We start from the raw sequence: 16,852 nt of genomic DNA, 5'->3' as shown, positions 1-16,852 counted from the left end.
GATTGGGGTCTGCAACTCGACCCCATGAAGTCGGAGTCGCTAGTAATCGCAGATCAGCAACGCTGCGGTGAATACGTTCCCGGGCCTTGTACACACCGCCCGTCACGTCACGAAAGTCGGTAACACCCGAAGCCGGTGGCCCAACCCTTGGGAGGGAGCCGTCGAAGGTGGGACTGGCGATTGGGACGAAGTCGTAACAAGGTAGCCGTACCGGAAGGTGCGGCTGGATCACCTCCTTTCTAAGGAGCATCTGACACCGTCGTCAGACGGTGTGCAGAGCCCGTCACGAGCGAATGACTCGTGAGGGTTGCTCATGGGTGGAACATTGACCATTAGGCGCGCGGAGCTGCTCGCTCATCGTTAGTACGGCCATCGTGATGGCACGGAACTCGGGTGGGAGCAGGGCCGGCGCCGAGGCACACTGTTGGGTCCTGAGGGACCGGGCATATCGCCTGACCTCTCGGGACCGAGGCCCCGCTATCGGGGCCCGGTCGGGGCCTTCCCGCACCGAACCATCGCGCATGCGGTAGGCGGTGATCACGGGGAGGCTTTCCGCCCGTACCTTGAGAACTGCACAGTGGACGCGAGCATCTAATCTTTGTGGTCAAGTTACTAAGGGCACACGGTGGATGCCTTGGCACCAGGAGCCGATGAAGGACGTAGGAGGCTGCGAAAAGCCTCGGGGAGCTGCCAACCGAGCTGTGATCCGGGGATGTCCGAATGGGGAAACCCGGCTGGAGTCATGTCCAGTCACCCTCGCCTGAACACATAGGGCGAGCGGAGGGAACGTGGGGAAGTGAAACATCTCAGTACCCACAGGAAGAGAAAACAACAGTGATTCCGCGAGTAGTGGCGAGCGAAAGCGGAAGAGGCCAAACCATCATTGCGTGATAGCCGCCAGGCGTTGCAGTGGTGGGGTTGTGGGACCGTTCAGTCAGTGCTGGCGCGCTGGCAGGGAGTCAGAAACGAGCGTCGTAGTCGAAGGCCATGCGAAAGGGCCGGCACAGAAGGTAACACCCCTGTAGACGAAACGACGTTCACTCCCGAGCGTGTTCCCAAGTAGCACGGAGCCCGAGAAATTCCGTGTGAATCCGGCGGGACCACCCGCTAAGCCTAAATACTACCTGGTGACCGATAGCGGACAAGTACCGTGAGGGAAAGGTGAAAAGTACCCCGGGAGGGGAGTGAAATAGTACCTGAAACCGCGTGCCTACAAGCCGTAGGAGCCTAGGGGTCTTCGGACCTTGGTGACTGCGTGCCTTTTGAAGAATGAGCCTGCGAGTTAGCGGTGTGTGGCGAGGTTAACCCGTGTGGGGTAGCCGTAGCGAAAGCGAGTCCGAATAGGGCGATTGAGTCGCACGCTCTAGACCCGAAGCGGAGTGATCTACCCATGGCCAGGGTGAAGCGCGGGTAAGACCGCGTGGAGGCCCGAACCCACCGGCGTTGAAAAGCCGGGGGATGAGCTGTGGGTAGGGGTGAAAGGCCAATCAAACTCCGTGATAGCTGGTTCTCCCCGAAATGCATTTAGGTGCAGCGTCGCGTGTTTCTTACCGGAGGTAGAGCACTGGATGGCCTAGGGGGCCTACAAGCTTACTGAAGTCAGCCAAACTCCGAATGCCGGTAAGTGAGAGCGCGGCAGTGAGACTGCGGGGGATAAGCTCCGTAGTCGAGAGGGAAACAGCCCAGACCACCAACTAAGGCCCCTAAGCGTGTGCTAAGTGGGAAAGGATGTGGAGTCGCAGAGACAACCAGGAGGTTGGCTTAGAAGCAGCCACCCTTGAAAGAGTGCGTAATAGCTCACTGGTCAAGTGATTCCGCGCCGACAATGTAGCGGGGCTCAAGCACACCGCCGAAGTTGTGGCATTCACACTGATAACCAGGCCCTTGTGGTCCAGGTGTGTGGATGGGTAGGGGAGCGTCGTGTGGCGAGCGAAGCGGCGGGGTGACCCAGCCGTGGACGCCACACGAGTGAGAATGCAGGCATGAGTAGCGAATGACGGGTGAGAAACCCGTCCGCCGAATGACCAAGGGTTCCAGGGCCAGGCTAATCCGCCCTGGGTAAGTCGGGACCTAAGGCGAGGCCGACAGGCGTAGTCGATGGACAACGGGTTGATATTCCCGTACCGGCTGTATCGCGCCCATGCTGAACCCAGTGACGCTAAGCGCCCAAAGCGGAGCCGTCTTCGGATGGCGAAGTGGCGGCCGCGACCCAATCTGGTAGTAGGCAAGCGATGGGGTGACGCAGGAGGGCAGTCCAACCGCGGCGATGGTAGACCGCGGCCAAGGTTGTAGGGCGAGGTGTAGGCAAATCCGCACCTCATATGCCTGAGAACTGATGGGGAGCCGATTCAGGTGAAGTGGATGATCCCATGCTGCCAAGAAAAGCCTCTAGCGAGTGATACGGCCGCCCGTACCCCAAACCGACACAGGTGGTCAGGTAGAGAATACCAAGGCGATCGAGTGAACCGTGGTTAAGGAACTCGGCAAAATGCCCCCGTAACTTCGGGAGAAGGGGGGCCGCGGCTGGTGACGGGACTTGCTCCCGGAAGCTGGCTACGGCCGCAGAGACCAGGCTGAAGCGACTGTTTACTAAAAACACAGGTCCATGCAAAGTCGCAAGACGACGTATATGGACTGACGCCTGCCCGGTGCTGGAACGTTAAGGGGACGGGTCAGCGACTTCGGTCGCGAAGCTCAGAACTTAAGCGCCAGTAAACGGCGGTGGTAACTATAACCATCCTAAGGTAGCGAAATTCCTTGTCGGGTAAGTTCCGACCTGCACGAATGGCGTAACGACTTCAGCGCTGTCTCAACCACGGACTCGGCGAAATTGCACTACGAGTAAAGATGCTCGTTACGCGCGGCAGGACGGAAAGACCCCGGGACCTTCACTATAGCTTGGTATTGGTGGTTGGTTCGGCTTGTGTAGGATAGGTGGGAGACTGTGAAGCATGGACGCCAGTTCATGTGGAGTCGTCCTTGAAATACCACTCTGGTCGTACTGGCTGTCTAACCTCGGTCCGTGATCCGGATCAGGGACAGTGCCTGGTGGGTAGTTTAACTGGGGCGGTTGCCTCCTAAAGAGTAACGGAGGCGCTCAAAGGTTCCCTCAGCCTGGTTGGCAATCAGGTGTCGAGTGCAAGTGCACAAGGGAGCTTGACTGTGAGACCGACGGGTCGAGCAGGGACGAAAGTCGGAACTAGTGATCCGGCGCATGCAGGTGGAAGCGGCGTCGCTCAACGGATAAAAGGTACCCCGGGGATAACAGGCTGATCTTGCCCAAGAGTCCATATCGACGGCATGGTTTGGCACCTCGATGTCGGCTCGTCGCATCCTGGGGCTGGAGTAGGTCCCAAGGGTTGGGCTGTTCGCCCATTAAAGCGGTACGCGAGCTGGGTTTAGAACGTCGTGAGACAGTTCGGTCCCTATCCGCCGCGCGCGCAGGAGTCTTGAGGAGGGCTGTCCCTAGTACGAGAGGACCGGGACGGACGAACCTCTGGTGTGCCAGTTGTCCTGCCAAGGGCATGGCTGGTTGGCTACGTTCGGAAGGGATAACCGCTGAAAGCATCTAAGCGGGAAGCTCGCTCCAAGATGAGGACTCCCACAGGGTTAACCTGGTAAGGCCCCCAGCGAGAACACTGGGTTGATAGGCCGGAGGTGGAAGCGCGGTAACGCGTGGAGCTGACCGGTACTAATAGGCCGAGGACTTGCCCACAAACATTGCTTCGCGTCCACTGTGCGGTTCCCGAGATACGGTCGGGGACTGATATCTCCATAGAGTTTCGGCGGCCATAGCGAAGGGGAAACGCCCGGCTCCATTCCGAACCCGGAAGCTAAGCCCTTCAGCGCCGATGGTACTGCGCGGGAGACTGCGTGGGAGAGTAGGACGCCGCCGGACATACTTCGAGAAAAGCCACCCCCCAGGGGTGGCTTTTCTCGTGTCCGGCGCCGATGAGGTCGCAGTGATGCGGCCATCGCAGCAACGATGGCCTCGCAGTCATGATGCTGGGCGGCCCGTACGAAGCAGAGACTGGAGGACCGATGGCTCCCGAGGACGAGACCGGCCGGCGCACGGCGGGCCGGTCCGGGCGTGAGGGGGATGCCGGTCCGTCCGGCCGCTCGGGGGCTGGTGGCGGTCGCTCGGCACCGGGCGCTCAGTCCGGCCGCGGTCGGCAGCAGGGCGCCGGTGGCCGGAGTCAGGCGGGCGCCGGTCGAACGCAACGGGACAGTGGCCGCCGGCAGGACAGCAATGCTGGCGGTCCGCGAGGTCAGGCCAAGGACAACACGACGGGCTCACCTCGGCGCCGCGAGGCCGGCCGAGGCGACACCACCGACGGACGTGACCGCAGCGCTTCCGGCAGCACCAGAGGTGCCCGCGGCGGTGCCGGCGGAGGTAGCGGAGCCGCACCGCAGGGACGGCCGGCCGGAGCGTCGCGCTCTGGCGAATCCCGATTCGGCGCGGCGCGCCGCGGGAGTTCGCCGCAGCGGTCCGGCCCGAGTGCGGCGGCGAGCTCCGGCCCGAGGACGGGGGCGGCCGACTCGACAACACGAGGTTCGGCCAGCCCAGGTTCGCGCCCGGCCGGTTCGACCGGCCAGGGGTCGACCGGCCGGCGTGCGGCCCCCCGGGGTGCGGGCGCTCGGCGTTCGGACAACCCGCGGTCGGACACCCAGCGCTCGGGCGGTCAGCCTCGTCGTGGCACGTCTCGTACCGACCTGCCACGGGACGATCGGTCGCGTACCGACACCGGCCGTGCCGAACGGCCGCGCGGGGGTGCCAGCCGTCCTGAACGGCGTACCGACACCGGCCGTCCCGAACGGTCCCGTGCGGATGCCGGCCGTCCCGCTCGGTCTCGGAGCGACTCCTCGCGCCGCGACGCTGGCGGGGCCGATGCACGACGCGAGGCTGCCGGCGGGGGTGGTCGCGGTGCAGGCCGACCCGGCCGTGGTGACCGCCCGGCAGGCACCGGTGCCTCCGGCTCGCCGAAGGGCAATCGTTGGTCCAAGCCGGCTGGGAAGCCAGCTGGCTCGTCCCGGGAGAGCGATTCGACGCCAGCCGGTTCGTCCAGGGCCAGTTCCTCGACCGGCAACAGCGCAGCGCGGCCGCGCGCCGGCGCTGCGCGGGGTCGCGACGAGCAGACCCGCGGCGGCGCGGCCGGGTCGGGGCGCCCGGAGCGGGCACCGCTGCTGCCGCCGGGTGTGCAGCTACCCGATGACGTCACCGCCGCGGAGCTCGACAAGGACACCCGGGCTCATCTGCTGTCGCTGTCGCGGGACCGGGCCGAGCTGGTGGCCCGGCTGCTGGTCATGGCCGGTCGCTTGATCGACGAGGACCCGGAAGGCGCCTACCAGTACGCCGCCGCAGCGCAGCAACTGGCCGCGCGGATCGCCGTGGTACGCGAGGCCGCCGGGGTGACGGCGTACCGGGCCGGGCACTACGCGGAGGCGATCGCGGCACTGCGAGCGGCTCGGCGGATGTCCGGCTCGGATGACCTCATCGCGATCCTTGCCGACTGCGAGCGTGGTCTCGGCCGCCCGGAACGTGCTCTGGCGTTGATGGCGGATCCCGCGGTAGCACGACTGGACCGAGCCGGCCGGATCGAAACCCTCATCGTGGCTGCCGGTGCCCGGCGTGACCTCGGCCAGGACGACGCCGCGGTCCTGGCGCTGCAGGTACCGGAACTGCGCAGCAACGCCCGCGCCGGCTGGGTGGCCCGGCTGCGGTTCGCGTACGCCGACGCTCTGGCGGCGGTCGGCCGGCACGACGAGGCGCGGGTGTGGTTCGAACGAGCCGCCCAAGCTGACGTCGACGGCGAGACCGACGCGCAGGAGCGGCTGGACTTCTACGACGGCGTCGAGTTCTTCGAGGAGTGACCTTCCTCGACCGGTGACGTCGAGTTCTTCGAGGAGTGACCTTCCTCGACCGGTGACCGCTCCGGCCAGTGACCTCCTCCGGCGACGTCGCCAGTGAGCGGCCTTCGCCCGGCGACGTCACCGGTCAGCAACCTTTCTGGCAACGGTGCGGTTGGTGACGTCGCCGGGCGGGGGCACTGCGCCGGTGGCGGCGCGCCGGGGATGTCACGATGGCCCGGTGAGTAACAGCGCGCCACCGCCGGCGTCGGCCGGGGGGACGGGTGCGCCGGCAGGGTCGCCGTACGACTGGTACGTCCGCGGCGCCCGGCTGCTCGACGCCGGTCATGCGGCCGCGGCCGCCGAGCTGCTCGGCCGGCTCGTCGCCGCCGAGCCCACCGCCCGTTCGGCCCGAGAGACGCTGGCGCGCGCGCAGTTCGACGCCGGACGGTACGCCGAAGCTGCGGCGTCGTTCCGTGTCCTGGCCGAGGCGAGTCCCGACGACGACTACGCGCACTTCGGGCTGGGTCTCGCGCTGTGGCGGCTCGGCCGCTTCCGGCTCGCTCGCGAACACCTGGCGGCGGCCGCCGTGATGCGGCCGTCGTGGGACGCCGCGCAGCGGGCCCTACGCCAGGTCGATGCCACGCTGGCGGCCCGCGCGGAGGCGGGCCTGCCACCCGACGGTGCCGCCGCCGCGGAATCGCGGCTCGACGGGCGTACCGACGCTGACTCACCGGGCGGCGGCGCGGATGACTCGGCTCAGGCCAGGGACACCACGGAAGCCGACGGGGACAGCACGGGAGCCGAAGCGTGACGGTGCCGCCCACCGGTACCCCGCCGGCGACCCCCGCCCGAGCGGCCGACACTGCGCCGGCCGCGCTGACCGACACTGCGCCGGCCGCGCTGACCGACACTGCGTCGGCCGCGCTGACCGACACTGCGTCGGCCGACGGGTCTGTCGCCGCTGCGGGCCAGGGCGCGCCGCAGCCGTGGCTGCGTGGCTCGGCGCCGTTGACCGGCGTCCACGACGTGCTCCTGCTGGACCTCGACGGCGTGGTCTACGTCGGGCCCCATCCGGTCGCGCACGCGGCGGACCGGATCGCCGCGGCACGCCGCGGCGGTCTTCGGGTCGCCTTCGTGACCAACAACGCTTCGCGCGCCCCGGCCGACGTCGCCGCACAGTTGCGGGACCTCGGTGTCTCGGCGCAGGCCGCCGACGTGGTGACGTCGGCGCAAGCGGGCGCGGCCGTCGTCGCGGGGCTCGTAACGTCAGGCGGCGCCGTCCTCGTCGTCGGCGCCCCCGCGCTGCAGGATGCCGTGACCGACCGGGGACTCCGGCCGGTCGCCACCGCCGCGCACCGCCCGGCCGCGGTCATCCAAGGCTTCGGCCCGGACGTCGGCTGGCGGCTGCTCGCCGAGGGCGCGTACGCCCTCGCGGACCCCGGCGTGGTCTGGGTGGCGACCAACACCGACCTCACGATCCCGACGCCCGGCGGCATCGCGCCGGGCAACGGCAGCCTGGTCGCCGTGCTTGCGACGGTCACCGGCCGGACACCGGTCGTCGCCGGCAAGCCCGAGCCGGCCTTGCTGATCGAGGCAGTCAACCGGACTGCCGCCGCCCAGCCACTGGTCGTCGGCGACCGGCTCGACACCGACATCCTCGGCGCCGTCCGCGCCGGGTTGCCCTCGCTGCTCGTGCTCACCGGCGTCACGACGGTCCCCGCACTGTTGGCGGCCGGCCCGCAGCAGCGCCCGACGTACCTGGCCGCCGACCTCCGCGGCCTGGACGCAGCGCAGCCGGCTGCGACGGTGCTCACCGACGACCGGTCGGTCTGCGGTACGGCGAGCGCCGCCATGGCCGGCGACCGGGTCGAGGTGACCGTCGCCGACGGTGGCGGCGACGGCCTCGACGGCCTGCGGGCGGTCGCCGCATTGACCTGGGCCAGAACCGATCTCGGACTTCCGACGGACGTGACCGGCCTGAACGTCGCCGCGCTCGTGCCGCCGAACGAGTCGGGAACCGCCGCCGAGCGCTGACCTGCGAGCCGGGCCCGACAGCAGCTCGGCCCTACAGCAGTGCCGCGTCACACCTGTGCGTCGAGCCCGAAGTCGGTTGGGCCGCAGACAACCGCACCTGTCCCTCCAGCAACCCGGCCCTACAGCAGTGCGCGAAGCTTCAGCAGGTCACCCAGGCCGGCGTCGAGCCTGACCCGGCGCCGGGCCCACGCGTGGGCGAAGTCCAGTTCGCCGCGGGTCAGCGCCACCAGGTCGTCGCTGGTGGTGGTCAGTCTGATCTGGGCGCGGGGCCGGGGATCAGTGCCGACGTCGACCAACCGGCCGTTGTCGAACCGGCCGCTGATCGTGACGTCGAGATCGGTGAGGACGCAGCCCAGCGTCCGGTCCGGCAGGCCCCGCGTGGGGTTGTCGGGGTCGCCGAGCCGGGTAGCCAGCTCGCCGACAGCAGCGAGGCATTCGGCCAGACTCGCCACCTGGCCTCCTTCGCTGGCCTGCGTCGCCTTCACCGGTGCGCCGTCCGACGCAGCCGACATAGTGCCGCCGTACGACGCCGCCGACATGGTGCCGCCGTACGACGCCACCGACCGCGTGCCGCCGGGCACGGTACCGTGGCGGCACCTGCTGACAGGGGTGGTCGAAGTGCTCGACGTGTTGCGCGGCTATGCCCAGCTGGCGGCTGGCCTGGGGCAACTGGCAGCCGCCAAGGCCGCCGAAGCCGCTGCCGCGCTTCTGGTCCAGGGGGTCGAGCTCGGCGCTCGCGCCCCCGACGTCGTCAAGGAACAGTTGGCGGGACTGACCGGCGACTTGGTCGGTACCGGCCGCTCCGGCACCGAACTCATCACCGGCATCGTCCGGTCCGAGGTGGAGCGCACCGTCGGGCGGATGGGTTTCGTGCACGAGGAGGAGTTGGCCGCGCTGCGTCGGCATGTCGAGCGGCTGGAGGAGGAGATCCAGGCCACCACGGCCGCCGATACAGGGGTGGTACCGGGATCGGTGCCGGCCGACGACGAGCCGACCCCGGCCGCCGAGCCGGTCGCGCCGGAAGAGGCCGATGGCGGCGCTGAGCCGGATGCCGGTACCGAGCCCGACGCCGGTACGGAGCCCGACGCCGAGCCCGACGCCGGCACCGAGCCGGGCGATGTCGTCGCGGAGCCGGCGCCGTGAGCGAGCAAGCCGAGCTGCCGGTCTGGGAACCGACCGGCGATCCTCGGGTCGACGACGCGGTGGGTCTGCTGCAGGGACTGGCGAACCTTCCGGTCGCCGACCATGCCGACGTGCTCACCGACGTCCACCGCCGGCTGCGCGACGCGCTCGCCGAGTCCGGCGGCGCGGACTGACCCGGCGCCGGCTGGACGCCGAACTGGTCCGCCGATCACTCGCCCGCTCCCGGGAGCAGGCCCGTGAACTGATCGAGTCCGGATTGGTGCGAGTCGGGGGTACGCCGGCCACCAAGCCCGCCACCGTCGTCGACGCCGGGGCGGCGATCGTCGTCACAGTCGAACCGGCGGCAGCGTCGTACGTGTCGCGGGGCGCGCACAAGCTCGCCGGCGCCCTGGACGCGCTGGGTCCGGACGGTCCGGTGGTAGCCGGCCGGGACTGCCTGGACGCCGGTGCCTCGACCGGGGGTTTCACCGACGTGCTGCTGCGCCGGGGCGCGCGGTCGGTCGTCGCGGTCGACGTGGGCTACGGCCAGCTGGCGTGGAGCCTGCAGCGCGATCCGCGGGTCATCGTCGTGGACCGCACCAATGTGCGCGACCTGCGCCCGGAGCAGCTGCCGGTCGTCCCGCAGGTCGTCGTGGCCGACCTGTCGTTCATCTCGCTGCGGCTGGTGCTGCCGGCGCTGATCGCAGCGGCCGCCCCGCAGGCGGATCTGCTCGTCATGGTCAAACCGCAGTTCGAAGTCGGCCGAGAGCTGCTCGGCGCCGGCGGTGTGGTGCGCGACCGGGGTCTGCGGGTCGCCGCGGTCCGTAGGATCGCCGACGAGGCGTGGGCTCTCGGGCTCGGTACGGCGGCCACCACGGCCAGCCCGCTGCCCGGGCCCCGGGGCAACGTCGAATACTTCCTGTGGCTGCGGGCCGGCGCTCCGCCGCCGCGAGAGGCGGACATCGTGCGCGCCGTGGAGGAGGGTCCCGCGTGACGACCAGTTCCGAGGCGCCGGACGCGCCGGCGCCCGACCGGTCGGTGCTGCTGGTGCTGCACGGCGGCCGGCCGGAGGCGGTCACCCTGGCCCGCGAGGTGGTCGGCAAGCTCGCCGCCGCCGGCGTCGGCTGCCGGGTCCCGGCCGACGAGCGGGACCTGCTGGCCGGCGAGCCGGTCGTCGCGGTGGCGCCTGGACCCCGCGCGTCGCGAGGGTGTGAGCTCGTCGTGGTGCTGGGCGGCGACGGCACGATCCTGCGCGGCGCCGAGTACGCCCACGCGGACGGTACGCCGCTGCTGGCGATCAACCTCGGCCACGTCGGCTTCCTGGCCGAGGCCGAGCCCGACGACCTGGACGTGGTCGTGGCGGCGATCGCTGCGCGGCGATACGTCGTGGAGGAGCGCCTTGCACTCGACGTCGTCGCGATGGCCGGGGCCGACGAGTTGTGGCGGACCTGGGCGTTGAACGAGGCGAGCGTGGAGAAGGAGTCCCGCGAGCGCATGATCGAGGTCGTCGTCGGCGTGGACGGCCAGCCGCTGTCCCGGTGGGGCACCGACGGCGTGGTGTGCGCGACGCCCAGCGGGTCGACCGCGTACGCCTGGTCGGCGGGGGGCCCGGTGGTGTGGCCGGAACTCGATGCGCTGGTGGTGGTGCCCATCAGCGCACACGCGCTGTTCGCCCGGCCGCTGGTCGTGGCTGCCACGGCGGTGGTGGCGATCGAGGTGCTGCCGACCTTCGGTGGCGCCGTGGTCTGGTGCGACGGCCGGCGCTCCTTCGAGCTGCCCGAAGGCGCCCGCGTGGAGGTGCGCCGCCACCGGGACCCGGTGCGGTTCGCCCGGCTGCACCCGGTGAGTTTCACCGAGCGGCTCGTCGCGAAGTTCTCGTTGCCGGTGCAGGGTTGGCGGGGCGGCAGGACGTGATCGAGGAGCTCCGGATCCGCGGCCTCGGTGTCATCGAGGATGCCGTGGTCGAACCCGCTGCCGGGCTGACCGTGCTGTCCGGGGAGACCGGAGCCGGCAAGACGATGGTCGTCACGGCGTTGGCGCTGCTGCTGGGCGGCCGGGTCGACGGCGGCACGGTCCGGTCGGCCGGCGACGGCGAGCCGGCCAGGGCCGAGGTGGAGGGCCGGGTGCGAGCAGGGGGACTGCCTGCCGTGCTGGCCCGGGTCGAGGACGCCGGTGGACACGACGACGAGGGCTGCGTCCTGTTGGCGCGCACCGTGTCCAGTGAAGGTCGAAGCCGGGCGTTCCTCGGCGGCAGGTCGGTGCCGGCCACCGTGCTGGCCGAGGTCGCCGACGACCTGATCGCCATCCACGGCCAGGACGACCAGCGCCGGTTGCTGGCGCCCGCCCGGCAGCGGGCCGCCCTCGACCGGTACGCCGGCGACGCCGTCGGCACGCCGCTGGCGGCATACACGGTGGCGTACAGCCAGTTGCGTGAGGTCAGCGCCGAACTGGACCGGATCGTCACCGCCGCCCGGGAGCGGGTACGGGAGGCCGACCTGCTGCGGCACGGGCTCGCCGAGATCGACGCGGCCGCTCCGCTGCCGGCCGAGGACGCCGAACTGGCCGCCGAGGCGCGCCGCCTGTCGCAGGTGGAGTCGTTGCGGGAGAACGCCGTACGCGCCCACGACGCGCTGCGCAGCGACGGCACCGACCCCGCGGCGGACGCGGTGACGCTGCTGGTGCAGGCCGGCCGGTCGCTGGCGTCGGCCGGCAAGGACGATCCGGTGCTGACCGGGCTCGCCGACCGGTTGACCGGCGTCGCCGCCGAAGTCGACGACATCGCCGCCGACCTGGCCGGCTACCTCGCCGGACTGGAGGCCGACCCACTGCGGCTGGCCGCCGTCGAGGAACGACGGGCCGTCCTGGGGTCACTGCGGCGCCGGTACGGCGACACCGTCGACGACGTGATCGCTTGGGCCGCAGCCGGACGCAGCCGCCTGGCCGAACTCGACGGAGACGACGACCGGGTCCAGGAACTCACCGGGCGCCGCGACGACCTGCGGGCCGCGCTCGCCTGTCTGGCCGCGCAGCTGAGCGAGGCACGTCGCCGGGCTGCGGACCGGTTGGCCGACGCGGTGTCGGTGGAGTTGACGCAGCTGGCCATGCCGCACGCCCGGCTGCAGGTGTCGTTGACCCGCACACCCGATGAGCAGGGCCTCGCTGTGGCAGGTGAGGCGTCGCCGGTCGCCTTCGGGCCGACGGGCACCGACGAGGTGGCATTCCTGCTGGCGCCCCATCCGGGCGCGCCGCTGCGTCCCCTGGCCCGCGGCGCCTCCGGTGGTGAGCTGTCGCGGGTGATGCTCGCCGTCGAGGTCGTGTTCGCCGGCTCCGACCTGGTCCCGACGTACGTGTTCGACGAGGTCGACGCCGGCGTGGGCGGCGCCGCGGCGGTCGAGATCGGCCGGCGGCTTGCCCGGCTGGCCCGCGACGCGCAGGTCCTCGTCGTCACCCACCTGCCCCAGGTGGCGGCGTTCGCCGAGCGTCACCTGGCCGTTCGCAAGTCCGACGACGGCCGGGTCACCACGTCCAGCGTCGAGGTGTTGGACCAGCCGGGCCGGGTCCGGGAGCTCGCCCGGATGCTGGCCGGGCTCGAAGGCTCGGCGGCCGCGGCCAGCCATGCCACCGAACTGCTCGAGCTCGCGGCCGCCGAGCGCGTCGCGCAGCCCGGACCGCAGCCGAGCGACGGTGCGACCGCAGCACGCAGGTCGGCCGCTCGTGGTGGCGCGGCGAGAACCCCAGGAAGGCGGGCGCGATGACAGGTCCCGAAACGCCACAGGAGCAGCCGGAGCAGGCCGACCAGCCCGAGTACCGCGACCGGCCGGAGCAGCCCGACGCCGCAGGCCGCGCAGCGCAGCCCGGCCAGCTGAGTCCGGTGTTCGCCCTCGCCTCGTCCTACGTCGAGCGACTGGCGGCGATGGATCCGTGCGCCGCGACCGAGCTCGGCGTGGCCGGCTTCGACGACCGGCTCACCGACTTCTCCGCTGCCGCCCAGGACGATCGGGCGCTGCTGGCGCGCACCACGCTGACCGAGCTCGCCGGCCTGCCGGTCACCGGTGCCCACGACCGCGTCGCCGCCGCGGTGATGACCGAACGGCTCACCTCGCTGCTCGCCCTGCACGACGCCGGCGACGGGCTGCGGGACCTGAACGTCCTGGCTTCGCCGCTGCACAGCATCCGCATGGTCTTCGACCTGATGCCCGGTGCCGATGCCGCCGGCCGTGCGGACGTCCGGGCCCGCCTGCTGGCCGTACCGGAAGCGGTCGCCTCCTGGCAGTCCGCGCTGCTGGACGGGGTGGCAGCCGGTACGCCGGCGGCGCGGCGGCAGGCGCTGGCGGTGGCCGACCAGGCCGAAGCGTTCGCGGCCGGGTGGTTCACGTCGTACGTCCGCCGCCTGCCGGCCGCCGACAGCGACGAGCTCACGACGGCCGCGGCGGTGGCCGAGGAGGCGTTCGGCGGGGCAGCGACCTGGTTGCGCGAGCAGTACGCTCCGCGCGCCGATCCCGAGGATCCTGTTGGCGCGCAACGCTATGCACGTCAGGCGCGTGCGTGGAACGGTTGCGATGTCGACCTCGAGGCGACATACGCGTGGGGCTGGCAGGAGTTGGACCGCATCGCGGAACTGATGCGCGCGGCAGGCGCCAAGGTGTTGCCGACCGGCACGCTGCAGGATGTGAAGTCGTTGCTGGACAACGACTCACGGTTTCAGATCGCGGGTACCGAGGCACTCCTGGAGTTTCTGCGGGGGTTGACCGACGACGCGATCGGGGCCGTGGACGGCGCGGTCTTCGATATCGATCCCCGCATCCGGGAATGCCAGGTCCGGCTGGCAGCCGAGGGCAGCGCGGCGGCGCCGTACTACGTGCCGCCCAGCGAAGATCTGACCCGGCCCGGCTCGACCTGGTACCCCACGCGAGGCGCCGAGGTGTTCCCGCGATGGTGGCTGGTCAGCGTCTGGTACCACGAGAGCGTCCCCGGTCACCACCTGCAGGTCGGCACCGCCACCCTGGAACGGGACCGGCTCAGCCGCTTTCAGCGCACCTTCGGGTGGACCAGTGGGTACGGCGAGGGCTGGGCGCTGTACGCCGAGCGGCTGATGGACGAACTCGGGTTCTTCGCCGACCCCGCCGTCGAGCTGGGCTATCTGTCGGCGCAGGCGATGCGGGCGGCGCGGATCGTGCTGGACATCGGGATGCACCTGCGGCTGCCGGTGCCGGCGGGTCGCGGGGCGATGTCCGGCCGGACGGTGGACGCCGACTTCGGTGTGGCGCTGCTGCGCGAGGCCGCGTGGCTTGCCCCGGACTTCGCGGCCTCCGAGGTCGACCGCTACCTCGGCCTGCCCGGACAGGCCATCTCGTACAAGGTGGGCGAGCAGGTGTGGTTGCGCAGCAGGGCGGCCGCCCAGGCGCGGCTGGGGGAACGGTTCAGCCTGAAGGACTGGCACATGCACGCGCTACGGCTGGGCCCGATGGGACTGGACCCGTTCGAACGCGAGATGGCGAGCTATCCGCCCCAGTGGGAGTAGCCGTTGGCCAGCCAGATCCGGTAGGCGACCTTGTCCTGCTGCCCGCAGCTGGCCTTCTCCGGGTGCTTGGCGTACGCCAGGCCGCCGTAGGCGCGCCACAGCGAGTCGGTCATCTGCCAGCGGCCCCGCCACGGTCCGCGGCGGTTGACCACGGTGCAGCTGCCACCGGATTCGCGGGCCACGATCTTCCGGGCGTACGGCGAGGACCGCCAGACGCGGAACGGGATGGCCTTGCGGGCCGCGCGCGACGTCCGTGCGGCGACCGTGCGGGTCACGTCGGCAGTGGCTGCCCGCACCACGGTCGCCGCAGGCGCCATGGCGGCGTCGGCGGCGGGCAGTGGGACGGCGAGACCGACGGCGACTGTGCCGAATGCCATGGCAGGGGCGGCGGACCGTGCGAGCCGACGAGAAATCTGCACGGGCGGGGACGCTAGCAGCCGAGGTAGGGCATCGGGAGACGTTGCTGTGACCGCATTGTGACGTGGATCATCTCATTGGTCCCAATAGCAACATCGGTACCAGTGATCACGAGGGACGCGACCGATCGGGCCGTTTCCGCCGGAAATCTGGCGGCGGTCACGTACGGAAAACGGGCAAGCTGCCCGGAGGTCGAACCGGTGTCGTGCCGTCCCGGGCCGCCTGCCGCTGATAGCCTGGCAGCCCGTGAGCCCCTCCGTGCCCAAGCACTTGTTCGTCACCGGCGGCGTCGCCTCGTCCCTCGGCAAAGGCCTCACCGCCTCAAGCCTGGGGAACCTGCTGAAGGCCCGCGGGTTGCGGGTCACCATGCAGAAGCTCGATCCGTATCTCAACGTGGATCCGGGCACCATGAACCCGTTCCAGCACGGCGAGGTGTTCGTCACCGACGACGGGGCGGAGACCGACCTGGATGTCGGCCACTACGAACGCTTCCTGGACACCGACTTGCACGGTTCGGCGAACGTCACGACCGGCCAGGTCTATTCGACGGTGATCGCGAAGGAACGTCGTGGCGAGTATCTGGGCGACACCGTCCAGGTGATTCCGCACATCACCAACGAGATCAAGTCCCGCATCCGTCGCATGGCCACACCCGAGGTCGACGTGGTCATCACCGAGGTCGGCGGGACGGTCGGTGACATCGAGTCGCTGCCCTTCCTCGAGGCGGTTCGGCAGGTCCGCCACGAGGTCGGGCGCGACAACGTCTTCTTCCTGCACGTGTCGTTGCTGCCGTATATCGGGCCGTCCGGAGAACTGAAGACCAAGCCCACCCAGCACAGCGTCGCGGCGCTGCGCAACATCGGTATCCAGCCCGATGCCATCGTGTTGCGCGCGGATCGCCCTGTGCCGCAAAGCATCAAGCGCAAGATCTCGCTCATGTGCGACGTCGACACCGAGGCGGTGGTGGCGGCAGTCGACGCACCGAGCATTTACGACATCCCGAAGGTCCTGCACTCCGAGGGCCTGGACGCCTACGTCGTACGACGGCTCGGTCTGCCGTTCCGCGACGTGGACTGGACGGACTGGTCGCGGCTGCTGCGGCGGGTTCACCAGCCTGCCCACGAGGTCACCATCGGGCTGGTCGGCAAGTACGTCGACCTGCCCGACGCCTACCTGAGTGTGACCGAGGCGCTGCGCGCCGGGGGTTTCCACCACGACTGCCGAGTCGTGCTGCGCTGGGTGACCAGCGATGACTGCATCACTGCCGACGGCGCTGCCCGCGAACTGGGCGATCTCGACGGTATCTGTGTCCCAGGCGGTTTCGGGGTCCGCGGGATCGAAGGCAAACTCGCCGCCCTGAAGTATGCGCGGGAGAACGAGATCCCGGTGCTCGGGCTGTGCCTGGGATTGCAGTGCATGGTCATCGAGTTCGCCCGTCACCGGGCCGGGCTGGACCAGGCGAACTCGGCGGAGTTCGACGAGACGACGCCTCACCCGGTCGTGGCGACGATGGCGGACCAGCGCGACGTGGTGGCCGGCGAGCGGGACATGGGCGGCACGATGCGGTTGGGCCTGTATCCGGCGAAGTTGTTGGACGGCAGCATCGTGCGGGCGTCCTACGGCCAGCCGTACGTCGACGAGCGGCACCGCCATCGATACGAGGTCAACAACGCGTATCGCGGCCGGCTCGAAGAGGCAGGTCTGGTCTTCTCCGGGACGTCGCCGGACGGCCGGTTGGTGGAGTACGTCGAGTTGCCGCGCGACGTCCACCCGTTCTACGTCGGGACCCAGGCGCATCCGGAGTTCCGCTCGCGGCCGACCCGCGCCCACCCGCTGTTCGCCGGAGTGGTCGGGGCGGCGCTGGCACGCCGCCAGGCCCGGACCGTCATCACGCTGGACGCGTGAACG

At 70.1% G+C, this 16,852-nt stretch carries 11 protein-coding genes and 3 rRNA genes; 12 read left to right on the top strand and 2 right to left on the bottom strand.

Features of this window, described 5'->3' with window-relative positions; genetic code table 11:
- From EPO13_07775 to EPO13_07750, 6 genes are all read left to right on the top strand, one after another.
- Window positions 1-247 (top strand): 16S ribosomal RNA (locus EPO13_07775); the annotation flags it as partial.
- Between the two features lie 327 nt (window positions 248-574).
- A 23S ribosomal RNA gene (locus tag EPO13_07770) occupies window positions 575-3,717 on the top strand.
- A 64-nt stretch (window positions 3,718-3,781) separates the two neighbouring features.
- Window positions 3,782-3,898 (top strand): 5S ribosomal RNA (gene rrf, locus EPO13_07765).
- Window positions 3,899-5,196: 1,298 nt separating this feature from the next.
- Window positions 5,197-5,871 carry a hypothetical protein gene (locus tag EPO13_07760; protein TAK69733.1) on the top strand — a complete coding sequence of 225 codons (675 nt, stop codon included), beginning with the start codon at window positions 5,197-5,199 and terminating at the stop codon, window positions 5,869-5,871.
- 217 nt (window positions 5,872-6,088) lie between these two features.
- Window positions 6,089-6,661 carry a tetratricopeptide repeat protein gene (locus EPO13_07755; GenBank protein ID TAK69732.1) on the top strand — a complete coding sequence of 191 codons (573 nt, stop codon included), beginning with the start codon at window positions 6,089-6,091 and terminating at the stop codon, window positions 6,659-6,661.
- 197 nt (window positions 6,662-6,858) lie between these two features.
- Window positions 6,859-7,884 (top strand): HAD-IIA family hydrolase, encoded by a 1,026-nt coding sequence (locus EPO13_07750; GenBank protein ID TAK69786.1) that lies wholly within the window; start codon window positions 6,859-6,861, stop codon window positions 7,882-7,884.
- A 119-nt stretch (window positions 7,885-8,003) separates the two neighbouring features.
- Here the strand turns inward: EPO13_07750 and EPO13_07745 are convergent, their stop codons facing one another.
- Complete coding sequence (locus tag EPO13_07745) at window positions 8,004-8,336, bottom strand: sterol-binding protein (protein ID TAK69785.1); 333 nt, start codon at window positions 8,334-8,336, stop codon at window positions 8,004-8,006.
- A gap of 61 nt (window positions 8,337-8,397) precedes the next feature.
- Between EPO13_07745 and EPO13_07740 the strand changes: the two genes are divergently transcribed.
- From EPO13_07740 to EPO13_07720, 5 genes are all read left to right on the top strand, one after another.
- Window positions 8,398-9,027: a hypothetical protein gene (locus EPO13_07740; protein ID TAK69731.1), complete on the top strand. Its 630-nt coding sequence runs from the start codon at window positions 8,398-8,400 to the stop codon at window positions 9,025-9,027.
- 169 nt (window positions 9,028-9,196) lie between these two features.
- Entirely contained in the window at window positions 9,197-10,000 is an 804-nt protein-coding gene (locus tag EPO13_07735) for a TlyA family RNA methyltransferase (protein ID TAK69784.1), read from the top strand.
- A complete protein-coding gene (locus EPO13_07730) occupies window positions 9,997-10,920 on the top strand; it encodes an NAD kinase (GenBank protein TAK69730.1) in 924 nt (307 codons plus the stop codon). The genes EPO13_07735 and EPO13_07730 overlap by 4 nt, the downstream gene beginning before the upstream one ends.
- Complete coding sequence (recN, locus tag EPO13_07725) at window positions 10,917-12,761, top strand: DNA repair protein RecN (protein TAK69729.1); 1,845 nt, start codon at window positions 10,917-10,919, stop codon at window positions 12,759-12,761. The genes EPO13_07730 and recN overlap by 4 nt, the downstream gene beginning before the upstream one ends.
- The gene (locus EPO13_07720; protein ID TAK69728.1) at window positions 12,758-14,527 is read left to right on the top strand and encodes a DUF885 domain-containing protein; all 1,770 of its coding nucleotides are present in this window, start codon (window positions 12,758-12,760) and stop codon (window positions 14,525-14,527) included. The genes recN and EPO13_07720 overlap by 4 nt, the downstream gene beginning before the upstream one ends.
- Here the strand turns inward: EPO13_07720 and EPO13_07715 are convergent.
- A complete protein-coding gene (locus EPO13_07715) occupies window positions 14,506-14,904 on the bottom strand; it encodes a hypothetical protein (protein ID TAK69727.1) in 399 nt (132 codons plus the stop codon). The two genes, EPO13_07720 and EPO13_07715, sit on opposite strands and share 22 nt — an antisense overlap.
- A 298-nt stretch (window positions 14,905-15,202) precedes the next feature.
- Here EPO13_07715 and EPO13_07710 point away from each other — a divergent pair, with 298 nt between their 5' ends.
- Entirely contained in the window at window positions 15,203-16,849 is a 1,647-nt protein-coding gene (locus tag EPO13_07710; GenBank protein ID TAK69783.1) for a CTP synthase, read from the top strand.
- The last annotated feature ends 3 nt before the right edge of the window (window positions 16,850-16,852 follow it).

The organism is Actinomycetota bacterium (genome assembly GCA_004297305.1).
GTDB lineage: Bacteria > Actinomycetota > Actinomycetes > S36-B12 > FW305-bin1 > FW305-bin1.
The sequence above is the reverse complement of the archived record's forward strand: the minus strand, read 5'-3'. Positions and strand labels throughout refer to the sequence as shown.